Genomic DNA, 18,470 nt, shown 5'->3' with positions numbered 1-18,470 from the left:
GGCATTTAAATTTGCCCCCCCCTTTGTGGCGCAAAGCCCCCAGTCGGGCCGCCTTCATGTAGCGAGTCCGTCTGGGGGCTTTGCTTGCGGAACGGCTAGTTTTTTCTACGGCGTTTACTCTGGGCGAACCGGTATGAGGTATTGCCGGTTTCGATGATGTTGCAGTGATGAGTGACGCGATCCAGAAGGGCGGTTGTCATCTTGGCATCCCCGAAGACCGAGACCCATTCACCGAACTCAAGGTTGGTTTGTCTGACGTCAGCACTCGTGGGACAGATTTAAGGTTTAGCTAACGGAGGATTTCTGGTTCATCGTAACCGTCAAGGAGTGAAGATGAACAAGAAATCCGGAACGAGTAAAGCAGCGGCAGATAAGCTGGTAAAGAATATCCGCCGCAAACCCAGACAAACCTATTCTGCCGAGGAGAAGATCCGCATTGTCTTAGCGGGCCTTCGAGGAGAGGAAAGCATATCCGCGCTGTGCCGTCGTGAGGGCATTGCGGAAAGCCTGTATTATAGCTGGTCCAAAGAATTCCTCGAAGCAGGCAAGCGGCGACTTTCTGGCGACACTGCTCGTCAGGCGACATCACCAGAAGTCAAAGAGTTGCGTTCGGAATCTATGGCCCTGAAAGAATGCGTAGCCGATCTGACCATTGAAAACCGCCTGCTCAAAAAAAGCATGACAGGGGCTGGGGGGTACGAGGAATGAGATATCCTGCATCTGAGAAATTGTCGATTATCGACACCGTTGAAAAATCACATCTGCCTGTGAAGCAAACCCTCGACATGCTGGGTATTGCGCGCACCACATTTTACCGTTGGTATGATGCTTATGTCGAAGGTGGTCTTGATGCGTTGGCGGATCGCTCACCCCGGCCCAAGTCTGTCTGGAACCGCATCCCTCAAGACAGGCGTGATGACCTGATCGAGTTCGCACTGGAACATGAGGCGCTTACGACACGGGAATTGGCTGTCAAATACACCGATGAGAAGCGATATTTTATCTCTGAATCATCGGCTTACCGCATTCTGAAGGCTGCTGATCTGATCACTGCACCAGACTATGTGGTAATCAAGGCCGCTGACGAGTTCACGGACAAAACCACCGCCATCAATGAGATGTGGCAGACCGACTTCACCTACTTCAAGATCATCGGTTGGGGCTGGTATTATCTCAGCACGATCCTGGATGATTACAGCCGCTATATCATCTCGTGGAAGCTCTGCACCAACATGCGGGCCGAGGATGTGACTGATACGATTGAGCTGGCTCTGGCAGCGTCAGGATGCGACCAGGCGGTTGTGCGGCACATGCCACGCCTGCTCAGTGACAATGGGTCCTGTTACATCTCGGGTGATCTGGCCGACTGGCTGGATGATCATAAAATGGGTCACGTTCGCGGAGCCCCGTTCCATCCACAAACTCAAGGCAAAATCGAGCGCTGGCACCAGACCATGAAGAACCGGGTCTTACTGGAAAACTACTACCTGCCCGGCGATCTGGAACGCCAGATTGAGGCCTTCGTCGAATTCTACAATAACGAACGGTACCACGAGAGCCTAAACAACGTCACGCCCGCCGACGTCTATTTTGGGCGTGACAAAACCATCATCAGAGAAAGGGAAAAGATCAAGAAACAGACAATCCAACAACGCCGCTTGCAACATCAAAAACAAGCTGCATAATCAATCACACAAACGAACCAGAGCCTCCAAATCTCAAACCGCTCTGATGTCCCATTTTATATGACGACGGACACGTCTCGACCACCTCGATCCCGTGATCCTGTGCCAGCAGGAGCAGGTCGACGAACTCCCGATCCCCGCCTTTACCAGCCATGTAATGTTCCCTGATCCGATGCATGGCCTCGGGCAGTTCCCAGCCCACAAAGGGGGCGCCATTGCGCAGGGCACCAGGCTTGCGGTCCAGCAGGGGAACGTAATGCCAGGGCTCGAAATAGCTGATATTGCGGGTAAAATGACGCCTGTGCTCGGCAATCACATCCTGACCGGAGACCACCACGATCCGGCCGGCATAGGCGCGTAGCGACACATGATGCCCGGCAAAGCGGGAGGGCACGCTGTAGCGATTGCTGGCATATTGAACCAGGCAGGTGGAGCGGACACGGACGGTCTTTTCCACGTAGCCGTCGAAGGCCCGACCCAGGGGGCGCAGTTCGGCGCGCTCGTCTTCGAACACTTCGGTAATCGTGCGATCCTGCTGCTCGGGATGGGGACGCTCTGCCAGATCTTCGCAACGCAGACGCAGCCACGCGTTCAGCGCCTCGAGATCATCAAAGGCCGGTTCGGGAACGAACAACCGGCCCCGCAAGAACTGGACCTGGTTCTCGACCTGTCCCTTCTCCCAGCCCGCAGCGGGCGTGCAGGCCACCGGCTCCATCACATAGTGGTTCATCAAGGCCAGGAACCGGGGATGGAATATCCGCTCCTTCGAGCGCGAAACGTAGGTCACCATGGTCTTGGGGTTGTCGATGATCACCCTGCGCGGAACGCCTCCGTAAAAGGACAGCGCCTGCACGAAAGCATCCAGCACCATCTCCTGGGCTTCACCGGGATAGGCAATCACGAAAGGCTTGCGGCTGTGACACAGGCGGAAATGAGCGACCTTCACCTTCTGCTCGACACCACCCAGTACGACCCGTTCTTCGCTCCAGTCAAATTGCAGCGCGTCACCCGCCGCAAAATGCAGCGGGATAAACGCATCTCCCGAACAGGCCCCGGCGCGCTTCAACTCACGAACAAAACGCTGAACCGGCGAATAGGACCCGGTATAGCCCTCTGCCACAAGCTGCTCGTATAGCTTCTGGGCCGTCCGCCGCTCCCGGCGTGGTCGCCTCGAGTCCTGATCAAACAGTTCCTGCAGCCGAAGATCAAACCCATTGCACAGTTTGTGCCGAACTGGCGGCGCATGGCGCTGGTAGCTCGGCGGATTCTCGTCCTTCAAATACTTCTTGATCGTGTTCCGCGACAGTCCCGTCGCCCGCGCCACAGACCGGATGCTGCGCCCTTCAACCAGCACCCAGCGCCGGATCTTCGATACGCTTTCCATCAATAAGACCTGCTCTTTCCTCCGCACAATTTTGCGCGGATGTTAACGAAACAGGTGGGTCAATTTTACTCGCTCATAACCCACCCAAGTGGGTCAGTTTTGCACGCCGATTCACACACACGCCGAGACGTTTCGCTTCGGCGCATCAACCCAAGGAAATATGATGGACGTGATCGAACTGCCTCTCGGGCAGATCATTCCCTATGCGCGCAACCCGCGCCAGAACGAAAAAGCCATCGCCACGGTTGCCGCCTCGATCGCCGAGTTTGGCTGGCGGCAGCCGATCGTGGTTGACGAGAACATGATCATTCTGGCCGGTCACACCCGGCTTGCGGCGGCGCAGCAGTTGGGCCTGAAAACAGCGCCGGTGCATATCGCCAAGGGGCTGAGCGAAACGCAGGCACAGGCGTTCCGGATCATGGACAACCGCTCGGCGGAAAACGCCGAGTGGATGGAAGATCTGCTGAACCTTGAATTGAGCGATCTGCTGGACGCGGATTATGATCTGGAGTTGACCGGTTTTACCGACGAGGAATTGAACGGCCTGCTGTCCGGCCTTGAGGGCGAAACCGACACAGAGGGCGAGGATGACATTCCCGAAGCACCCGAGGAGCCGGTCAGCCGACCGGGCGATCTCTGGGTGCTGGGCAATCACCGCCTGCTTTGCGGGGATGCTACGGTGGCCACGGATGTGGAACGGGTGCTGGATGGTGCCAAGGCAAATCTCTGTTTTTGCGACCCGCCCTATAACGTCGATTACGCCGGAGGCGCAGGGGCGGAACAGGCTGGCAAGGGGCGTCGGATCAAGAACGATGCGCTTGGCGATGCGTTTGGCCAGTTCCTTTATGACGCCTGCGTGCTGATCAACACCCATACAAATGGTGCGGTTTACATCTGCATGTCCTCGAGCGAATTGCACACGTTGCAAGCCGCCTTCACCAAAGCAGGCGGGCATTGGTCTACCTTTGTGATCTGGGCCAAGAACCGGTTCACGCTTGGCCGGTCCGATTACCAGCGCCAATACGAGCCAATCCTTTATGGCTGGCCCGAAGGTGTGAAACGCCGCTGGTGCGGGGCGCGCGATCAGGGCGATGTGTGGAACATCAATCGCCCGACCAAGAATGACCTGCACCCGACCATGAAGCCAGTCAGCCTTGTGGAACGCGCCATTCAAAATTCCAGCCGCAAGGGTGACCTTGTGTTTGACCCGTTCGGCGGCAGCGGCACGACCCTGATTGCGGCTGAAAACACGGGGCGCAAGGCCGCGTTGCTGGAGCTTGATCCAAAATATGTCGATGTGATTGTCGAACGTTGGCAACGGCTGACAGGTCTTGAGGCCATGCATGCCGAGGCAAAAATGACCTATTCCGAAATCCAAAATCAGAAAAACAGCGATGATGCAGAAATCGCTGTTTGAACATCTCGGGCTCGCCCCCGATAACGGTCGACGCATCCGCGAAACTTCGGAGTGCAGTGATGACCTCGAAATCGGCAAGGCGGCTGAACATCTGGTCTGCGCTGATCTGATCCTGAGCGGCTACCGTGCATTTCTCAGCGACCAGGGGCTGGCCTACGATATTCTCGTTGATATCGGGGGCCGGTTTCTGCGGGTTCAGGTCAAGGCGACACGCAAACCTAAAAACCACGATCCCAAAACACGGGTCACACCGGGGTATTTTTTCCAACTGCGCAGAGCCGGAAAGGGGGGAAACCGGCGTTACCCGAAAAATGCCTTTGATATGTATGCGCTGGTCGCACTGGATCGTCAGGCCATCGCGTATTTGCCCGCCAAGGATTGCCCAAATCAAACAATTGCTCTGCGTGTCCCAGGCGAAAGCTACTTGCAAAGCGGTTCACTGAACCGCGAATTCAATACCGCAAGTTTCCGGACTGCCTTGGAGCGGATCGGTTTGTCAGAGAGTTTTGGAATTGCCGAATGAGCTGGCTTTTCATCCCTCCGGAGACACTTCCGGAGCCGCAGACCTGTTCTTTGGCCTGTCGCTCTGCGCCGGAGCTGGCGGGATCGACCTCGGCTTGCGCCTGGCATGCCCCGGGTATCGAACTGTGTGTTACGTCGAGCGGGAAAGCTATGCTGCGGCCACCCTCGTGGCGCGGATGGAAGACAAGGCCCTGGATAAAGCACCTGTCTTATATGTTTGTCATTGACAAGAATTCGGAGAATTGAGGTTGCTGATGTACATGTGGGATTATGGGCAAAGGTGTAGCCTTGTCCATTAACCCACATGCGTCGGCAGCGGCGGGCGGATCGACATCCTGTCTTGGTTTTGAGAGCCGGGTCCCAGCATGATCGCCCGCCGTTTTGGTCTGCCGTCCTGAACAGGTGACCGGGACTCAATCCCGAATCCATAAGAGTAGGAGAAGACCAATGACAAACCCCGACAAGGCAATCTATGTGGGCATAGATGTTAGCAAGAATCATTTGGATGTTTACGTCCATCCGACCGGAACAAGCCTTCAAGTTCGCAATGACAAGAGCGGCCATAAGAAACTCGCACGAAAGCTGGTTTCTCTTGATCCGCGTCAGATCATCCTGGAAGCCACGGGCCGGTATCACCGCGCCTGTGCGCGCGCGCTCCATGCCCGGGGCCTTCCCGTCGCTGTTGTGAACCCTTTCCGTGCCCATCAATTCGCGGCGTTCAAAGGCCAGCTGGCCAAGACAGACAGCATTGATGCCCGCACACTCGCGTTCTTTGGTTCCGAAGGCCACGCGCTGACAACGCAGCCAAAACCCGAGCATCTTCAAAGACTTGAGGATCTGATGGTCGCTCGCAATCAGAATACCCGCCTTCAAACCATGATCTCTAACCAGAACTCCGTCCAGGTCGAAAAGGATTTGCGTCGTCAGGGTTTAGAGAAACTTGCTCTGCTGAAACGACAAAATGAAGAGATTGATACAGCCATGCGGGGTATCATCGAAGCAGATCCCGCCTTGGCTGCCCGCTTCACGATCCTCAAGTCCGTGCCGAGTGTAGGGGATCTGACGGCTATTTCCCTCATCGCCAGCATGCCCGAGCTGGGAATGTGCTCTCCGAAGCAGGCAGCCAGTCTGATCGGGGTTGCGCCATTCAATCGTGAAAGCGGCACTCTGCGTGGAAACCCGGCAATTAGAGGGGGGCGTACGGCATTACGCAAAATTCTCTACATGTCTGCACTGTCAGCGATCAGGGTCAATGGCCCGCTAAAATCGTTTTACCAACGATTGGTCGAAAACGGAAAACCTGCCAAAGTCGCGCTTGTCGCCGTTCTACGCAAGCTCGTCACAATCCTGAACGCCCTAGTCAGGGAGAACCGACCGTGGCGTACCAAAGTCAGTTGACATCTGGAACACAGGTGCTGGGACGACATTACCACCTTCGATGGCCGCCCTTGGCGTGGCACGGTGGATATCCTCACTGGAGGCTATCCATGTCAACCTTTCAGCGTCGCGGGGAAGCGCCAAGGCGCGGAGGATCCCCGCCATTTATGGCCACATTTCGCGCGGATCATCGCGGAATGCCACCCCGAATGGGTGTTTCTGGAAAACGTCGCCAATCATCTCAACCTCGGTTATCGCGAGGTCAGAGGCGAGCTGGAAGGCCTGGGCTACGACGTTACGGAAGGATTGTTTACAGCGGCAGAAGTCGGCGCGCCGCACAAGCGCCAGCGGCTGTTCATCCTCGCTCGGCGAAACCAACTGGCCGACACCACGCGCCAGCGCGAACGAAAACCGGCAGACCAGACCGACGCCGTCGCAACTGGCCGGCAAGCACGGGATGAATCTGGCGACCAAGGCGGCGATGTGGCCCACGCCCCAGACCGACAGTTTCCGCACGCGGAGTGGAGCGCGCAAGAACGAAAAGGGGCTGGACCGCATGGCGCGGGACTGGCCGACCCCGATGGCGAGCGATGGCTGCAAGCCCAGCGGCGGCAACCGCCGCTCCGCCGATCTGACCCATGTGGCGGGTATGTGGTCGCACCACCCGCTGTGGCCGACACCGCTGGCGCGGGACTGGAAGGGAACGAACAGCCCCGAGCATGTGAAACAGCAGCCCCCGGCGCGCAATCACATGGACCAGCTGGCGAATTTCGCCGTGTATTCCCGCCAGGCCCTGACGATCTCGGGGGATGGCGAGACTACCTCGGATCAGCGCCGCAGCTTGAACCCTCTGTTCGTCGAGGCGCTGATGGGCTGGCCCACAGGGTGGACCGGCTTCGCCTTTGCGGCAACGGCGTGGTCCCCCTGGTTGCAGCACATGCGTTCAGAATTCTTGCGGCTCGGTTCAGTAATGATGGCTGACGAGGCGGCGCAATGAAACAATCACGCACCATGTCGTTGGTGGAAGCCATCGCCAATGTCGTGGTGGGCTACGGGGTGGCCGTGATCACCCAGATGCTGGTGTTTCCGGTGTTTGGTTTGCACACGACGCTGACCCAGAACCTGAAACTTGGTTTGGTCTTCACCGTGGTGAGTATCGCCAGATCGTTCACGCTGCGGCGGGTTTTCGAAGCGCTTCGGGTTCGTATGGGAAAACGGAACACCGCCGCCCCGATGGAGCGGCGGCGACAATGAATGGCATGGGTCAGGATGCGATTTTGTAAGTTCGCCCGCGCCCCTCGACTTTCTCGGAGCTGATGGTCAGCCCAAGGCGTTTTTTCAGCGCACCCGATATGGCTCCGCGAACCGTATGCGGTTGCCATCCGGTGGCTGCGGTAATCTCGGCGATCGTTGCACCGTCGGGGGCTTCGAGCATTTCGATCAGCATGGCCTGTTTGGTGCTGGAGCGGGGTTTCGGCTTGGCCGGTGCCGGATCAGGTTGCGGAGTTTCCGTCTCGACTCCAATGGCCGCCAGCCCCGCATCGGTAATGACCAGCGTGGTGCCGTGGCCATCACCAGTCTTGCGCCATGTCGGTTCGCCCTTGCGAATGTCGGCCTCGACTTCGTCCAAGAGGCCGCGTTTGATCAGCGGTACGATCACCTTGTTGGCGGCCCCGCCCCGCAGCCGGTCCGGCAGCGGCAGGGCAATACGATCAGCCTGTTGCGACGCACGCGACAGGATGAGGGTCTGGGTTTCGGTCAGCTTGCTCATGCCTTGACCTCCCATGCGGTGAATTCATCCGCCATGCCGAAGCTTTCGGCGGTGCGGCGCAGAAATCCGGGCGATTGGCGCTCGCAGTCGGCAGCCAGTTTGGCTTCCTCCGCGAAAACCTCGCGGGGCAGATGGTTGAGGGTGCCGTATTGCAGGCGCATGGAGGCCTCGACTCCGGCGGGGTTCAGGTCGGGCGCAAGTTCATGAAGGAGTTTCTGGTAAAACATCGTTCGTCTCCGTGTTTTGGGCGGCAACCATCGCAGCCCTACTACCGCCTGAAGCCCCGCGCATGGCGGGGCGGGCAGGAAAGGCCGTGAGTTATTCGGCGTATTCGCCCTCCTGAAAGGCGCGGTCAAAATCTCGCGCAGGTTCTTTGACATGTCTGGCCAGATCGCCAACATGGCCCCATGTATGGATGGCCCCTGCTGGGCAAGTACAAAATTGGTACTGCAACTGGCGTTTCGCGGCCATGTATTCGGCGTCTGTTTGCAGATGTATTTCTGCGCGCCTTGATGAAGTCCGCATGTATCAGGTCCAATCAGTGGAACGCGATCGTATCGCTTGGGGCCACACGGGGTGTCCTGATACGTTTATTGCCTTTTGCCATCACCTCACTTTGCGCCTTGCCGTCTCGGAAGCCGGGCGGGCCCGGCTATTGTGTTTTGGTCAATTTATGCGGGCCGGTAGCTTTGGCCGGATTTCAACAACGCCCAGATCGTTCGGGCCATTTTGTTCGCAATGGCAATCGCCACCACCTTCACCGGCTTTCTCTTCAGCAATTGCCAGATCCAATCATCGCCTTCCCCACGCCGGCGTCGTGTGCGGATACGCGCCAGAGCGCCAAGATAAAGTAACCGTCGAATATACCGGTCACCCATTTTCGATATGCCACCCATCCGTTCCCGACCGCCGCTTGAATTCTGTTTGGGGGTAAGGCCGATCCATGCCGCATAGTCGCGTGCTGAGCGGAACTGCGACACATCCGGCGTTGTCGCGGTAATCGCGCTGGAAGTCAGCACCCCGACACCGGGGATCGTGGTCAGGCGACGTGCAGTTGGGTCTTGCCGTTGGGAAATCTCAATTTGGCGGGTGATTTCGGCAACCCGATCACGGGTCTCATGGAACTGCCGGGAAAGGAGATCGAATGCAACGCCAGCTTGTTCTGGAAGCTCTGCGGCTGCCTCAAGCAGACGGTCGACATTTTGTACGCCAACAGGCGCAACAATTCCGAATTCAGCCAGATGCGAGCGGATGGCATTGACGATCTGCGTGACCTGCCGGACCAGAATATCGCGGGTGCGGTGTTGCATCAAGATGGCTTGGTGTTCTTCGGTCTTGGCTGGCACAAAGCGCATGGTCGGCCGGGTTACAGCCTCGCATATTGCTTCCGCATCTGCGGCATCCGTCTTTTGACGCTTGATGTAGGGCTTGACATAAGAAGGTGGCATCAGACGCACATTATGGCCCAGACGTGTCAGCTCACGCGCCCAGAAGTGGGCTCCGGCGCAGGCCTCAATGCCAATCAGACAGGAATTCAGCAGCCTAAAGAATGAAAGAACCTGGCTGCGGCGCAACTGGCGTCGGACAATCACTTGCCCTTGTATATCAATGCCGTGCACCTGAAAAACATTCTTGGCAATGTCGAGGCCGACGGTGACGATAGCCTCTGCTTGTAGTTTCTTGTTCATGATCCTCTCCTTGTGAAGCACTTCTACGGCCCTCACTTTGCCATAGTGAGTTGACGGAAGCAGGGGCCATCCACGCCATCAGTGGACCTCGTCAGGGTTGGCCTGGAAATGCTCGTCGCTCAGGGCCTGCAGGCGGGCAAGCATGGTGTCGATCTCGGCCTTGCGGGTCAGGAAGGCGGCGAATGCCTTGTCATTGCTGCGGGTCATCATTTTGCCTCCCGTGCGGCGGCCAGCCCTGCGGCGTAGGCGGCTTCAAGGGCGGCTTGGACGCCCCAGACCGAAACCTCGTGGAAATCGAGGCTGTCGCTTTTACGCTCTTCCAGCGTCTCGATGAAGAGGTGCTTTTTGGCAATGCCGGTCATCAGGTCGGCGGGGGCGGCTTAGTTTGTTTTGGTTGTCATGGTCTGGCTCCTTTTCGTTGTCATCAGAATCGCTCTTATCGCTTGTCTAATCAACGATAATCGAAGCAATAACAGTTCTCTGATTGCGGCCATGTAAAGCAAAAATTTCGTGTCCGTCCGGGGTCATGGTTCTCTCCGAGGTCGTTGGTTTCCCGCGCCTCATAATGGCGTTCGGTGACAGATCGTCTCTGAATGTGCTTTGCGGGGTGAGCAGTTTGTGGCTACATCCCAACTGTTATTGCGAGATCAATCAGCCTCCGTCCCGAGGGACTTCGCATTCCGCCTGTCAGGCAGCGGAAACTTGTTTAAGAGGCAGCCTCCTTTGTCCATTGAAAGTCGGTTCCGTTTTTCCACAATGTCAACATCAACACTGCGATCTTGCGGGCTGAGGCGACAGCGGCTTTGCGAACACCTCTTCGACCGGACAGCCGGACAGCCCAGGATTTTAGGGGAGAAAACCGGCGCACTCTGCGGATCAGACTGGAGGCGGCCTCGAACAGAAGACTTCGCATTGTGCTGTCACCGCTTTTCGATATTCTTCCCGACCAGTCCATTTCTCCGGATTGGTACCGCCTGGGCGTCAAGCCAAGAAAGGCACCGACATTTGCCGTGCGCCGGAACCGGTTTGGGTCATCTATCAGGGCCATGAAGTTGAGGGCAACAATCGGTCCCACTCCCGGAACCGTCATCAAGCGCCGCGCGACGTCACTGGACCGGGCGCGTTTTGTCAGGGCACGGTTGATATCGTCGGCAGCCCTGCACAAAGTCTCGTGCGCCAGGACAAAGCCGTCCGCGATGGCGGCCAAAACAGGGTCTGTCTCACCTGCCGCGATCAGCCCATCACGAAAACCTTGACGCAACCGGCCCTTGGCAACACCATGCATGCGGATGCCAAAGGTTTTCAGCACACCGCGAATATGACCTTCAAGGTCTTTTCTAAGCCTGATCAGTCTTTCGCGCGCACCGATAAGGGTCCGCAGCCTGTCAGCTTCCTCGCTGCGGATATGGATCGGTGTAAACCAGCCCGTACGGGCAAGCTGCGCCAGGCCTTCGGCATCGGAGGCATCGGATTTGTTTGGCCGGGCCGACAGACTCTTATGGGCCTTGCGCGCATCAACGCAGTACGCGGAAAGGCCCAGCTTCATAAACCCGCGTTGCAACCAGATCGATAATTGTCCACTTTCATGAATAACCCGGTCAGGCGAAATGGACTGCTTTTCAAACCAGGCAGCAACGGCCTCGGGGCAGGTCAATACGCTCCCGCGCGCGACAACTTCGCCCGCTTCGTCAACTACGCAAATGGCGATCTCTTTCAATGAGACGTCTAATCCAGCAAAAAACTTCATTGGTGTGTTCCTTATGATAGTGTCAGTACAGCCAGAATACTTGATCCGGCCTGCCGTTGCAGAGCAACCGCCGCAATCACACCATGTGCTTTATCCGGAAAGGTTTGATTGTATATGCAAGGCCTGAGCGAACGGAAATACGCCGCCCATGCGGGTCTGTCGCGCGGGGCGATCCAGAAGGCCAAGGCGGCAGGGCGGCTGGTTTTGCATGCTGACGGCTCGATCGATGCGGCGGCCTCGGACCGGAAACGCGCGGCGATGACGGATCCGTCAAAACAGCGCGGCACCGCAAAGGCAAAACTGAAACCAGTGCCCGATGCCGCCCTTTCGGCCGTGGGCCAAACCCTGCGCGAACAGGGCATGCGGGCTCCGGCCACCGGCGGCAACACCACATTCCTGCAGGCCAAGACCGCCAATGAGGTTTTGAAGACCCAGGAGCGACGGTTGAAGCTGCAAAAGATGAAGGGCGAGTTGGTCGACAAGGCCCGCGCCAAGGCGCTGGTGTTTCGGTTGGCGCGCGAGGAACGCGATGCCTGGATCAACTGGCCCGCGCGGGCGGCGGCGTTGATGGCGGCGGAATTGTCGGCGGCGCTGTCGGAAAACGGGCAGGACATAACATTGGAGACAGGCCTGATGCAGAAGATTCTCGAGACCCATGTGCGTGCCCAGCTGGAAGAACTCAGTGGGCATGTCCGGTTTGACATCACCTGACATTGCATCAGGCATCGGGGATTTTGACGGCGGTAATGATTTATTACGCGCCTGGGCAGAAGGGCTGCAACCCGACGCTGATCTGACGGTATCACAATGGGCGGATCAATACCGGATGCTGGCCTCGCGCGCCTCGGCCGAGCCCGGGCGCTACCGTACCACTCGCACGCCCTACATGCGCGAGATCATGGATGCGCTCTCGCCCAGTCATTCGGCCCAGCGGGTGGTGTTCATGAAGGCAGCCCAGGTCGGTGCGACGGAAGCGGGCAATAACATGATCGGCTTCGTGATCGCCCACGCGCCGGGGCCGATGCTGGCGGTGCAGCCGACCGTGGAACTGGCAAAGAGAAACTCGCGCCAACGCATCGATCCGCTGATCGAGGAAAGCGCGGTGTTGCGAAACAAGGTCCGTCCTTCACGTTCACGCGATGCGGGCAACACTATGCTTTCGAAAGAATTCGCGGGCGGCATTCTGATTATGACCGGCGCGAACTCGGCCGTGGGGCTGCGCTCGACGCCTGCACGCTACATTTTTCTCGACGAGGTCGATGCCTATCCGGCCTCGGCCGACGAGGAAGGCGATCCGGTCAGCCTGGCCGAGGCGCGGTCCCTGACCTTCGCGCATCGGCGCAAGGTGTTTCTGGTGTCAACGCCAACCGTAAAAGGAGTGAGCCGGATCGAACGAGAATTCGAGGCCTCGGACCAGAGGCGGTATTTCGTGCCGTGTCCGCATTGCGGCGCGTGGCAATGGTTGAAGTTCGAGCGGCTGCGCTGGGAGAAAGGCCAGCCTGAAACAGCGGCCTATCATTGTGAAGCCTGCAAACAACCGATTGCCGAGCATCACAAGACGGCGATGCTGGAAGCAGGCGAATGGCGGGCAACAGCGAAAAGTGCTGACCCGACCACGGTTGGCTATCACCTTTCGGCACTTTATTCGCCGGTTGGCTGGCTGAGCTGGGAGCGGATCGCGCGCAGCTGGGAGGCGGCGCAGGGGTCCGATGATGCCATTCGCGCCTTCAAGAACACCATCCTCGGGGAAACCTGGGTGGAGAGCGGCGAAGCGCCAGAATGGCAGCGGCTGCTGGATCGCAAGGAAGACTGGAAACCGGGCACCGTACCCGCGAACGCCCTGTTCCTGACGGCGGGTGCGGATGTGCAAAAAGACCGGATCGAAGTTGATGTCTGGGCCTGGGGGCGTGGGCTGGAAAGCTGGTTGATCGATCACGTCGTCATCGAAGGTGGCCCGGGATCGGAGGCCTGCTGGAATGGGTTGACCGAATTGCTGGGCCGGACATGGAGCCATGCCAACGGAACGCAGATTACTATCGCGCGGCTGGCAATCGACACCGGCTACGAAACCCCCGCCGTTTATGGCTGGGCCCGCAAGGTTGGTTTTGGGCAGGTTGCGCCAGTCAAGGGCGTGGAAGGGTTCAATCGCGCCAGTCCGGTGTCGGGGCCAACCTTTGTCGATGCCACCATTGCGGGCAAACGCCTGCGCCGCGGGGCGCGGCTCTGGACAGTGGCGGTGTCGACGTTCAAGTCCGAGACCTACCGGTTTTTGCGGCTCGAGCGGCCAACGCCCGAGGAACTGGTGGCGGGAACGGATTATCCGCCCGGAACCCTGCACCTGCCGGGCTGGATCGACAGCGAATGGCTAAAACAACTGGTCGCCGAGCAACTAGTGACGGTGCGCAACAAGCGCGGGTTCGCCCGGCTGGAGTGGCAGAAGCTGCGCGAACGCAACGAGGCGCTCGATTGCCGGGTCTATGCCCGTGCTGCGGCGTGGATCCTCGGGGCGGATCGTTGGTCGAACAAGCAATGGGATGAATTGGCGCGGCAGGTTGCGGTATCTGATGCCGAGGCAGGCACAGGCTCGGTAAAAACTGTGCGACACACCCACTCCGCACACCAGCGCCGTTCCGTGCGCTCTAACTACATGAGGTGAATGTGGCCACACTGGCAGAACTGCAAACCCGCCGCGAAGCGCTGGCGACCGCGCGCGCGAGCGGTGTGGCCCGCGTCAGCTATGACGGCAAGACGGTGGAATACCGCAGCCTCGCGGAAATCGACCGCGCCATCGATGTGCTGGACCGGGAAATCGCCACACTCGAGGGTCGCAGCGTCATCCGGCAGGTGCGCGTGACCACGACCAAGGGATTGTAATGGGCCTGTTTGACATGCTTCGCCGCCAACCTACCGGCGGCCCAAGCGGTGTGCGCGCCCGTCTTGAAGGCGCGATGTCGCGTCGCCGCCTTCGCGGCTGGCAACCGCCTTTGGAAAACATCAACTCGCTGGTGGCCTCCGGCGGGCCGCGCCTGCTGGCACGCTCGCGCGAACTGGTCGTCACCAATGGCTACGCCGCCAATGCTTGCGAGGCTTACGCCGCCAATCTGGTCGGCGACGGGATCAAGCCCTCGTCGCTGATCGAGGACGGGGAGTTGCGCGATCGCGTCCAACGCCTGTGGCTGGCCTGGACCGATCAGGCGGATGCCGACGGGCTGACCGATTTCTATGGGCTGCAGGCGATGATTGCCCGCGAGATGTTCGTGGCGGGGGAGTGTTTCGTGCGTATCCGGCCACGCCGGGCCGAGGACGGGCTGCTGGTCCCGATGCAGTTGCAGCTTCTGCAATCGGAAATGCTGCCCTTCGAGAAAACCGAGACCGCGCCGAGCGGCAACCGCATCCGCTGCGGGATCGAGTTCGACCTGATCGGGCGGCGCGTCGCCTATCATTTCCGCCGCCGTCACCCCGGTGACAGCACGGACCGGAGTGCGGATTTCCCAGAGACGACAAGGGTGCCCGCCGAGGACGTTCTGCACATCTACCGCCCCATTGATGCGGGGCAAATCAGGGGCCTGCCGCATGTCGCGCCAGCGATGGTGCGGCTGTTTCTGCTCGATCAATATGACGACGCCGAGCTCGACCGCAAGAAAACCGCTGCGATGTTCGCGGGCTTCATCACCAAGAATGCGCCGGAAGAAGCGCTAATGGGGGAGGTGGAAGATACCGGCGAGGGCATTGGCATTGCCAGCCTCGAGCCGGGCACCCTGCAGGTCCTGCTTCCCGGCGAAGACATCAAGTTCTCCAGCCCCGCTGATGTGGGCGGCGGTTACGAGGCGTTTCAATATCGCACCTTGCTGGCAATCTCGGCCTCGCTTGGCTTGCCGTATCATCTGGTCACCGGCGATGTGCGCCAGGCCAATTATTCCAGCCTGCGGGCCGAACTGGTCGAGTTCCGCCGCCGCATCGGGCAGTTGCAGCACGGTGTCATGGCGCACCAGTTCTGCCGACCGGTCTGGACGCGCTGGCTGGAGGCGGCAGCCCTGTCGGGTGCGTTTGATCTGCCGGACATGGCCAAGGCCAAACCGGTGCACTGGATCCCGCCACGCTGGGATTGGGTCGATCCGCTGAAGGACATTCAAGCGCAACTCCTGGGGATCGAAGCCGGGTTGATGTCGCGGCGTAAGGCGGTCGAGGCCACCGGCTATGACATCGAGGAAATCGACCGCGAGAATGCAGCGGACGCCGAGCGCGCCGCCGCTTTGGGACTTCATTACAGCACCAGCCCCGGCGAGACGCAGGGCGCGCGGGCAACGCCCATGAAACCGGCCGACCCCGAAGAACAGCAAAAGTAGCAAAGGAACCACCATGAACAACTGGTATTCGATCTGCGCCCTCGATGAGGGCGCGGAAATCTCGATCTATGACGAAATCGGCGCTTACGGCGTTTCGGCCAAGGCGTTTCTGGCCGACTTCGGCAAGCTGCCGGACAAGACCCCGCTGACATTGCGGCTCAACAGCCCGGGCGGCTCGGTCTTTGATGCTGTGGCGATCTACAATGCGCTCACGCGCCACGCAGGCAATGTCACCGTGAGCATCGACGGCATTGCCGCCTCGGCCGCCTCCTACATCGCCATGGCGGGGGATGAGATCATCATGCCGGAGAATGCCTTCCTGATGATCCATGATCCTTCGGGCATGGTGATGGGCACGGCATCTGATATGCGATCCATGGCCGAGGCCCTCGACAAGATCGGAGCCAGCCTGCTGCGAGGTTACGCGGCGAAATCCGGCAAGGCAGAGAAAGACATCGCGAAACTGATGGCCAAGGAAACCTGGCTGGATGCTGCCGAAGCACTGGATATGGGCTTTGCCGATACCATGGCAGAACCGGTCAAAATGGCCGCCAGCTTTGATGTGAGCCGGTTCCAAAACACGCCACCGGAAATCATCGAGGCGGTAAAGGCAAAGAATGAATCCGTCTCGGTGGAACCCGAACCTGAACCGGACCCTTCCCCCGTGGGCAAAACCACCCCCGAGCCTGACCCCGCAACCATCCGCAACGAGGCCATGGCCTATGCCAAGACCGTGGTCGATCTCTGCCGCCTTGCCGGCCAACCACAAATGGCGGCGGGATTCCTGTCCGCCGAGACCAGCCTCGAGGATATCCGCAAGGCTTTGATCGACGCCCGCGCTGCCGATGATCCCGACATCTCCTCCTCCCACCCGCAACCGGGGCCCGCGCCTCAGGCCAAACCCTGGGGCGACGTGATTGCCCGCACCTTCAAACGCAAAGGATAAAAAATGACAACTCTGACCGAAACCACTCATCCTGGCGGGTTCCTCGTCTGGGAGGCCTTCCGCGATTACACCCGCGAGGTCGTCACCATCGCCACCGGCGGCGCAACCCCGGTTCTGGAGCCCGGCACGGTGCTCGGCAAAATCACCGCCTCCGGCAAATACGCCGCCCATGATCCGGCCGCTGTCGATGTGGATGCAGTTGTGCTGCTGCGTGGCCCCGCCATCGTCAACGGCAATGATCTGGTGTTCGCCGGCACGCCCACAGCGCTGGAAATCGCCGCTGCCCATACGGCGCTCGCCGCCGTCGGCATTCTTACCCGCTAATTCTGTTTTGAAAGGAGGCCGCTCATGATGGGGTGGATGGCTCCACCCGCCGGCATCGCAATGTGCCATATTGGTGCTGTCGCAAACCAATAAGAGAAGGAGCCATCCACAATGGAGATTACAACACTCGGGATCGATCTGGCAAAGTCTGTTTTTCAGCTTCACGGCGTTGATGCTGCAGGACAGATTGTGCTGATGAAGAAATTGCGCCGCAATGCCGTTCTGGAGTTCATGAGCGCGTTGCCGCCTTGTCTTGTGGGAATAGAAGCTTGCGGTACCTCCCATTTCTGGGCGCGGGAGATTGCGGCGCTCGGCCATGATGTGCGGCTGATCCCGCCCGCCTATGTCAAACCCTATGTCAAACGGCAAAAGAACGACATGGCAGATGCCGAGGCGATCTGCGAGGCCGTAACACGCCCGAACATGCGCTTTGTACCGATCAAGACGCCTGGGCAACAGGGTGTCATGGTGCTGCACCGGACGCGAAAGTTGCTGATCCGGCAACGGACCATGATGCTCAATTCGTTTCGCAGCCATCTGGCCGAATTCGGCATCATTGCGCCACAGGGGCCGCAACATGTCGTAAGAATGGCGAAGGCCATGAAGGACGGAGAGCATGACGACCTGCCGGAGGTCGCGCGTACGGCGTTGCTGGGTTTTGCCCGTCAGCTTGAGACGCTCACCGTAGAAATCCGTTCGCTCGATAATCAGCTGCGTGCCTGGCATCGACAAAGTGCGGTGAGCCAGCGGTTACAGACGATCCCGGGCGTCGGGTTCATCACGGCAACCGCTATGGCCGCAAGCGTTCCGGACCCGGCTGCCTTCGCGTCGGGGCGCCAGTTCGCGGCCTTCCTCGGGCTCGTACCAAGGCAGAATTCGTCAGGAGGCAAGGACAGGCTCGGCCGAATATCCAAAATGGGCGATCCCTATCTGCGAACTCTGCTGGTAAATGGTGCCACATCGATCATTCGCAGAGACGGACGCGACGACAGCGCCACCGGCATCTGGATCCGCAGATTGCTTGATAAAAAGCCCGCGCGTGTGGTCACGGTTGCCATTGCCAACAAAACAGCGCGCATCATCTGGGCCGTGCTGTTGCGCGGAGACGTTTATCGCCGCCCGGCAGTCAACTGACAGGAATCGCAGCGACCGGGATACGGGTTCGCCGCACCGAGTTGCGAGGGCAAAGATGAATGATGATGATCAACGAAAACCGCCGCCGGGACACCCCGTATCGGTAGCCCGGGCATAGTAGCTCGTCTC

Annotated in this window: 20 protein-coding genes and 2 pseudogenes; 14 read left to right on the top strand and 8 right to left on the bottom strand. The window is 59.1% G+C overall.

What is annotated here, in order from left to right; all coding sequences use genetic code 11:
* Positions 1-95 precede the first annotated feature (95 nt).
* A pseudogene (locus ACQY4M_RS07465) lies at positions 96-248 on the bottom strand (ATP-binding protein); the annotation flags it as partial.
* 85 nt (positions 249-333) lie between these two features.
* On the opposite strand from ACQY4M_RS07465, the gene ACQY4M_RS07460 reads away from it, so the two are divergent.
* Positions 334-1,685, top strand: a protein-coding gene (locus ACQY4M_RS07460) for an IS3 family transposase (RefSeq protein WP_428542716.1) whose coding sequence is annotated in 2 segments (ribosomal slippage) — positions 334-669 and positions 672-1,685 — 1,350 coding nt in all. Because the reading frame shifts where the segments join, the coding sequence is not laid out codon by codon here.
* Positions 1,686-1,689: 4 nt separating this feature from the next.
* Here the strand turns inward: ACQY4M_RS07460 and istA are convergent.
* A complete protein-coding gene (gene istA / locus ACQY4M_RS07455; RefSeq protein ID WP_428542713.1) occupies positions 1,690-3,069 on the bottom strand; it encodes an IS21 family transposase in 1,380 nt (459 codons plus the stop codon).
* A gap of 160 nt (positions 3,070-3,229) precedes the next feature.
* Between istA and ACQY4M_RS07450 the strand changes: the two genes are divergently transcribed.
* The 6 genes and pseudogenes from ACQY4M_RS07450 (at position 3,230) to ACQY4M_RS07425 (ending at position 7,639) form a co-directional block, all read left to right on the top strand.
* Positions 3,230-4,486 (top strand): DNA modification methylase, encoded by a 1,257-nt coding sequence (locus ACQY4M_RS07450; RefSeq protein ID WP_428542710.1) that lies wholly within the window; start codon positions 3,230-3,232, stop codon positions 4,484-4,486.
* A complete protein-coding gene (locus ACQY4M_RS07445) occupies positions 4,464-5,009 on the top strand; it encodes a group I intron-associated PD-(D/E)XK endonuclease (RefSeq protein ID WP_428542707.1) in 546 nt (181 codons plus the stop codon). The genes ACQY4M_RS07450 and ACQY4M_RS07445 overlap by 23 nt, the downstream gene beginning before the upstream one ends.
* A 446-nt stretch (positions 5,010-5,455) precedes the next feature.
* Complete coding sequence (locus ACQY4M_RS07440) at positions 5,456-6,406, top strand: IS110 family transposase (protein WP_428542704.1); 951 nt, start codon at positions 5,456-5,458, stop codon at positions 6,404-6,406.
* Positions 6,407-6,469: 63 nt separating this feature from the next.
* Positions 6,470-6,748 (top strand): annotated as a pseudogene (locus tag ACQY4M_RS07435) (DNA cytosine methyltransferase); the annotation flags it as partial.
* Between the two features lie 193 nt (positions 6,749-6,941).
* Positions 6,942-7,382, top strand: a complete 441-nt coding sequence (locus tag ACQY4M_RS07430) for a hypothetical protein (protein ID WP_428542899.1) — start codon at positions 6,942-6,944, stop codon at positions 7,380-7,382.
* Positions 7,379-7,639, top strand: a complete 261-nt coding sequence (locus tag ACQY4M_RS07425) for a DUF7220 family protein (RefSeq protein ID WP_428541266.1) — start codon at positions 7,379-7,381, stop codon at positions 7,637-7,639. The genes ACQY4M_RS07430 and ACQY4M_RS07425 overlap by 4 nt, the downstream gene beginning before the upstream one ends.
* A gap of 10 nt (positions 7,640-7,649) precedes the next feature.
* Here the strand turns inward: ACQY4M_RS07425 and ACQY4M_RS07420 are convergent, their stop codons facing one another.
* The 6 genes from ACQY4M_RS07420 to ACQY4M_RS07395 form a co-directional block, all read right to left on the bottom strand.
* Positions 7,650-8,156: a DUF3489 domain-containing protein gene (locus ACQY4M_RS07420; protein ID WP_428541269.1), complete on the bottom strand. Its 507-nt coding sequence runs from the start codon at positions 8,154-8,156 to the stop codon at positions 7,650-7,652.
* Positions 8,153-8,383 (bottom strand): hypothetical protein, encoded by a 231-nt coding sequence (locus ACQY4M_RS07415; RefSeq protein ID WP_428541272.1) that lies wholly within the window; start codon positions 8,381-8,383, stop codon positions 8,153-8,155. Before ACQY4M_RS07415 ends, ACQY4M_RS07420 begins: the two co-directional genes overlap by 4 nt.
* Before the next feature lie 444 nt (positions 8,384-8,827).
* The gene (locus ACQY4M_RS07410; protein ID WP_428542502.1) at positions 8,828-9,844 is read right to left on the bottom strand and encodes an IS110 family transposase; all 1,017 of its coding nucleotides are present in this window, start codon (positions 9,842-9,844) and stop codon (positions 8,828-8,830) included.
* Between the two features lie 78 nt (positions 9,845-9,922).
* Entirely contained in the window at positions 9,923-10,051 is a 129-nt protein-coding gene (locus ACQY4M_RS07405) for a hypothetical protein (RefSeq protein ID WP_428542701.1), read from the bottom strand.
* The gene (locus ACQY4M_RS07400) at positions 10,051-10,206 is read right to left on the bottom strand and encodes a DUF6900 domain-containing protein (protein ID WP_428542698.1); all 156 of its coding nucleotides are present in this window, start codon (positions 10,204-10,206) and stop codon (positions 10,051-10,053) included. The genes ACQY4M_RS07405 and ACQY4M_RS07400 overlap by 1 nt, the downstream gene beginning before the upstream one ends.
* A gap of 344 nt (positions 10,207-10,550) precedes the next feature.
* On the bottom strand, positions 10,551-11,591 hold the full coding sequence (locus tag ACQY4M_RS07395) for an IS110 family transposase (protein WP_428542695.1): 1,041 nt from the start codon (positions 11,589-11,591) through the stop codon (positions 10,551-10,553).
* 114 nt (positions 11,592-11,705) lie between these two features.
* Here ACQY4M_RS07395 and ACQY4M_RS07390 point away from each other — a divergent pair, with 114 nt between their 5' ends.
* From ACQY4M_RS07390 to ACQY4M_RS07360, 7 genes are all read left to right on the top strand, one after another.
* On the top strand, positions 11,706-12,302 hold the full coding sequence (locus tag ACQY4M_RS07390; protein WP_428542692.1) for a hypothetical protein: 597 nt from the start codon (positions 11,706-11,708) through the stop codon (positions 12,300-12,302).
* The gene (locus ACQY4M_RS07385; protein WP_428542689.1) at positions 12,280-14,247 is read left to right on the top strand and encodes a phage terminase large subunit family protein; all 1,968 of its coding nucleotides are present in this window, start codon (positions 12,280-12,282) and stop codon (positions 14,245-14,247) included. Before ACQY4M_RS07390 ends, ACQY4M_RS07385 begins: the two co-directional genes overlap by 23 nt.
* Positions 14,248-14,249: 2 nt before the next feature.
* On the top strand, positions 14,250-14,465 hold the full coding sequence (locus ACQY4M_RS07380; RefSeq protein ID WP_428542686.1) for a phage head-tail joining protein: 216 nt from the start codon (positions 14,250-14,252) through the stop codon (positions 14,463-14,465).
* Positions 14,465-15,937, top strand: a complete 1,473-nt coding sequence (locus ACQY4M_RS07375; RefSeq protein WP_428542683.1) for a phage portal protein — start codon at positions 14,465-14,467, stop codon at positions 15,935-15,937. Before ACQY4M_RS07380 ends, ACQY4M_RS07375 begins: the two co-directional genes overlap by 1 nt.
* Positions 15,938-15,950: 13 nt before the next feature.
* On the top strand, positions 15,951-16,883 hold the full coding sequence (locus ACQY4M_RS07370; RefSeq protein ID WP_428542680.1) for a head maturation protease, ClpP-related: 933 nt from the start codon (positions 15,951-15,953) through the stop codon (positions 16,881-16,883).
* 3 nt (positions 16,884-16,886) lie between these two features.
* A complete protein-coding gene (locus ACQY4M_RS07365; RefSeq protein ID WP_428542677.1) occupies positions 16,887-17,207 on the top strand; it encodes a head decoration protein in 321 nt (106 codons plus the stop codon).
* Positions 17,208-17,318: 111 nt separating this feature from the next.
* The gene (locus ACQY4M_RS07360; protein WP_428540060.1) at positions 17,319-18,341 is read left to right on the top strand and encodes an IS110 family transposase; all 1,023 of its coding nucleotides are present in this window, start codon (positions 17,319-17,321) and stop codon (positions 18,339-18,341) included.
* The last annotated feature ends 129 nt before the right edge of the window (positions 18,342-18,470 follow it).

The organism is Profundibacter sp. (assembly GCF_965277155.1).
Lineage (GTDB): Bacteria > Pseudomonadota > Alphaproteobacteria > Rhodobacterales > Rhodobacteraceae > Profundibacter.
Note: the sequence above shows the minus strand (reverse complement) of the source record. Positions and strands in the feature narration are given on the sequence as shown.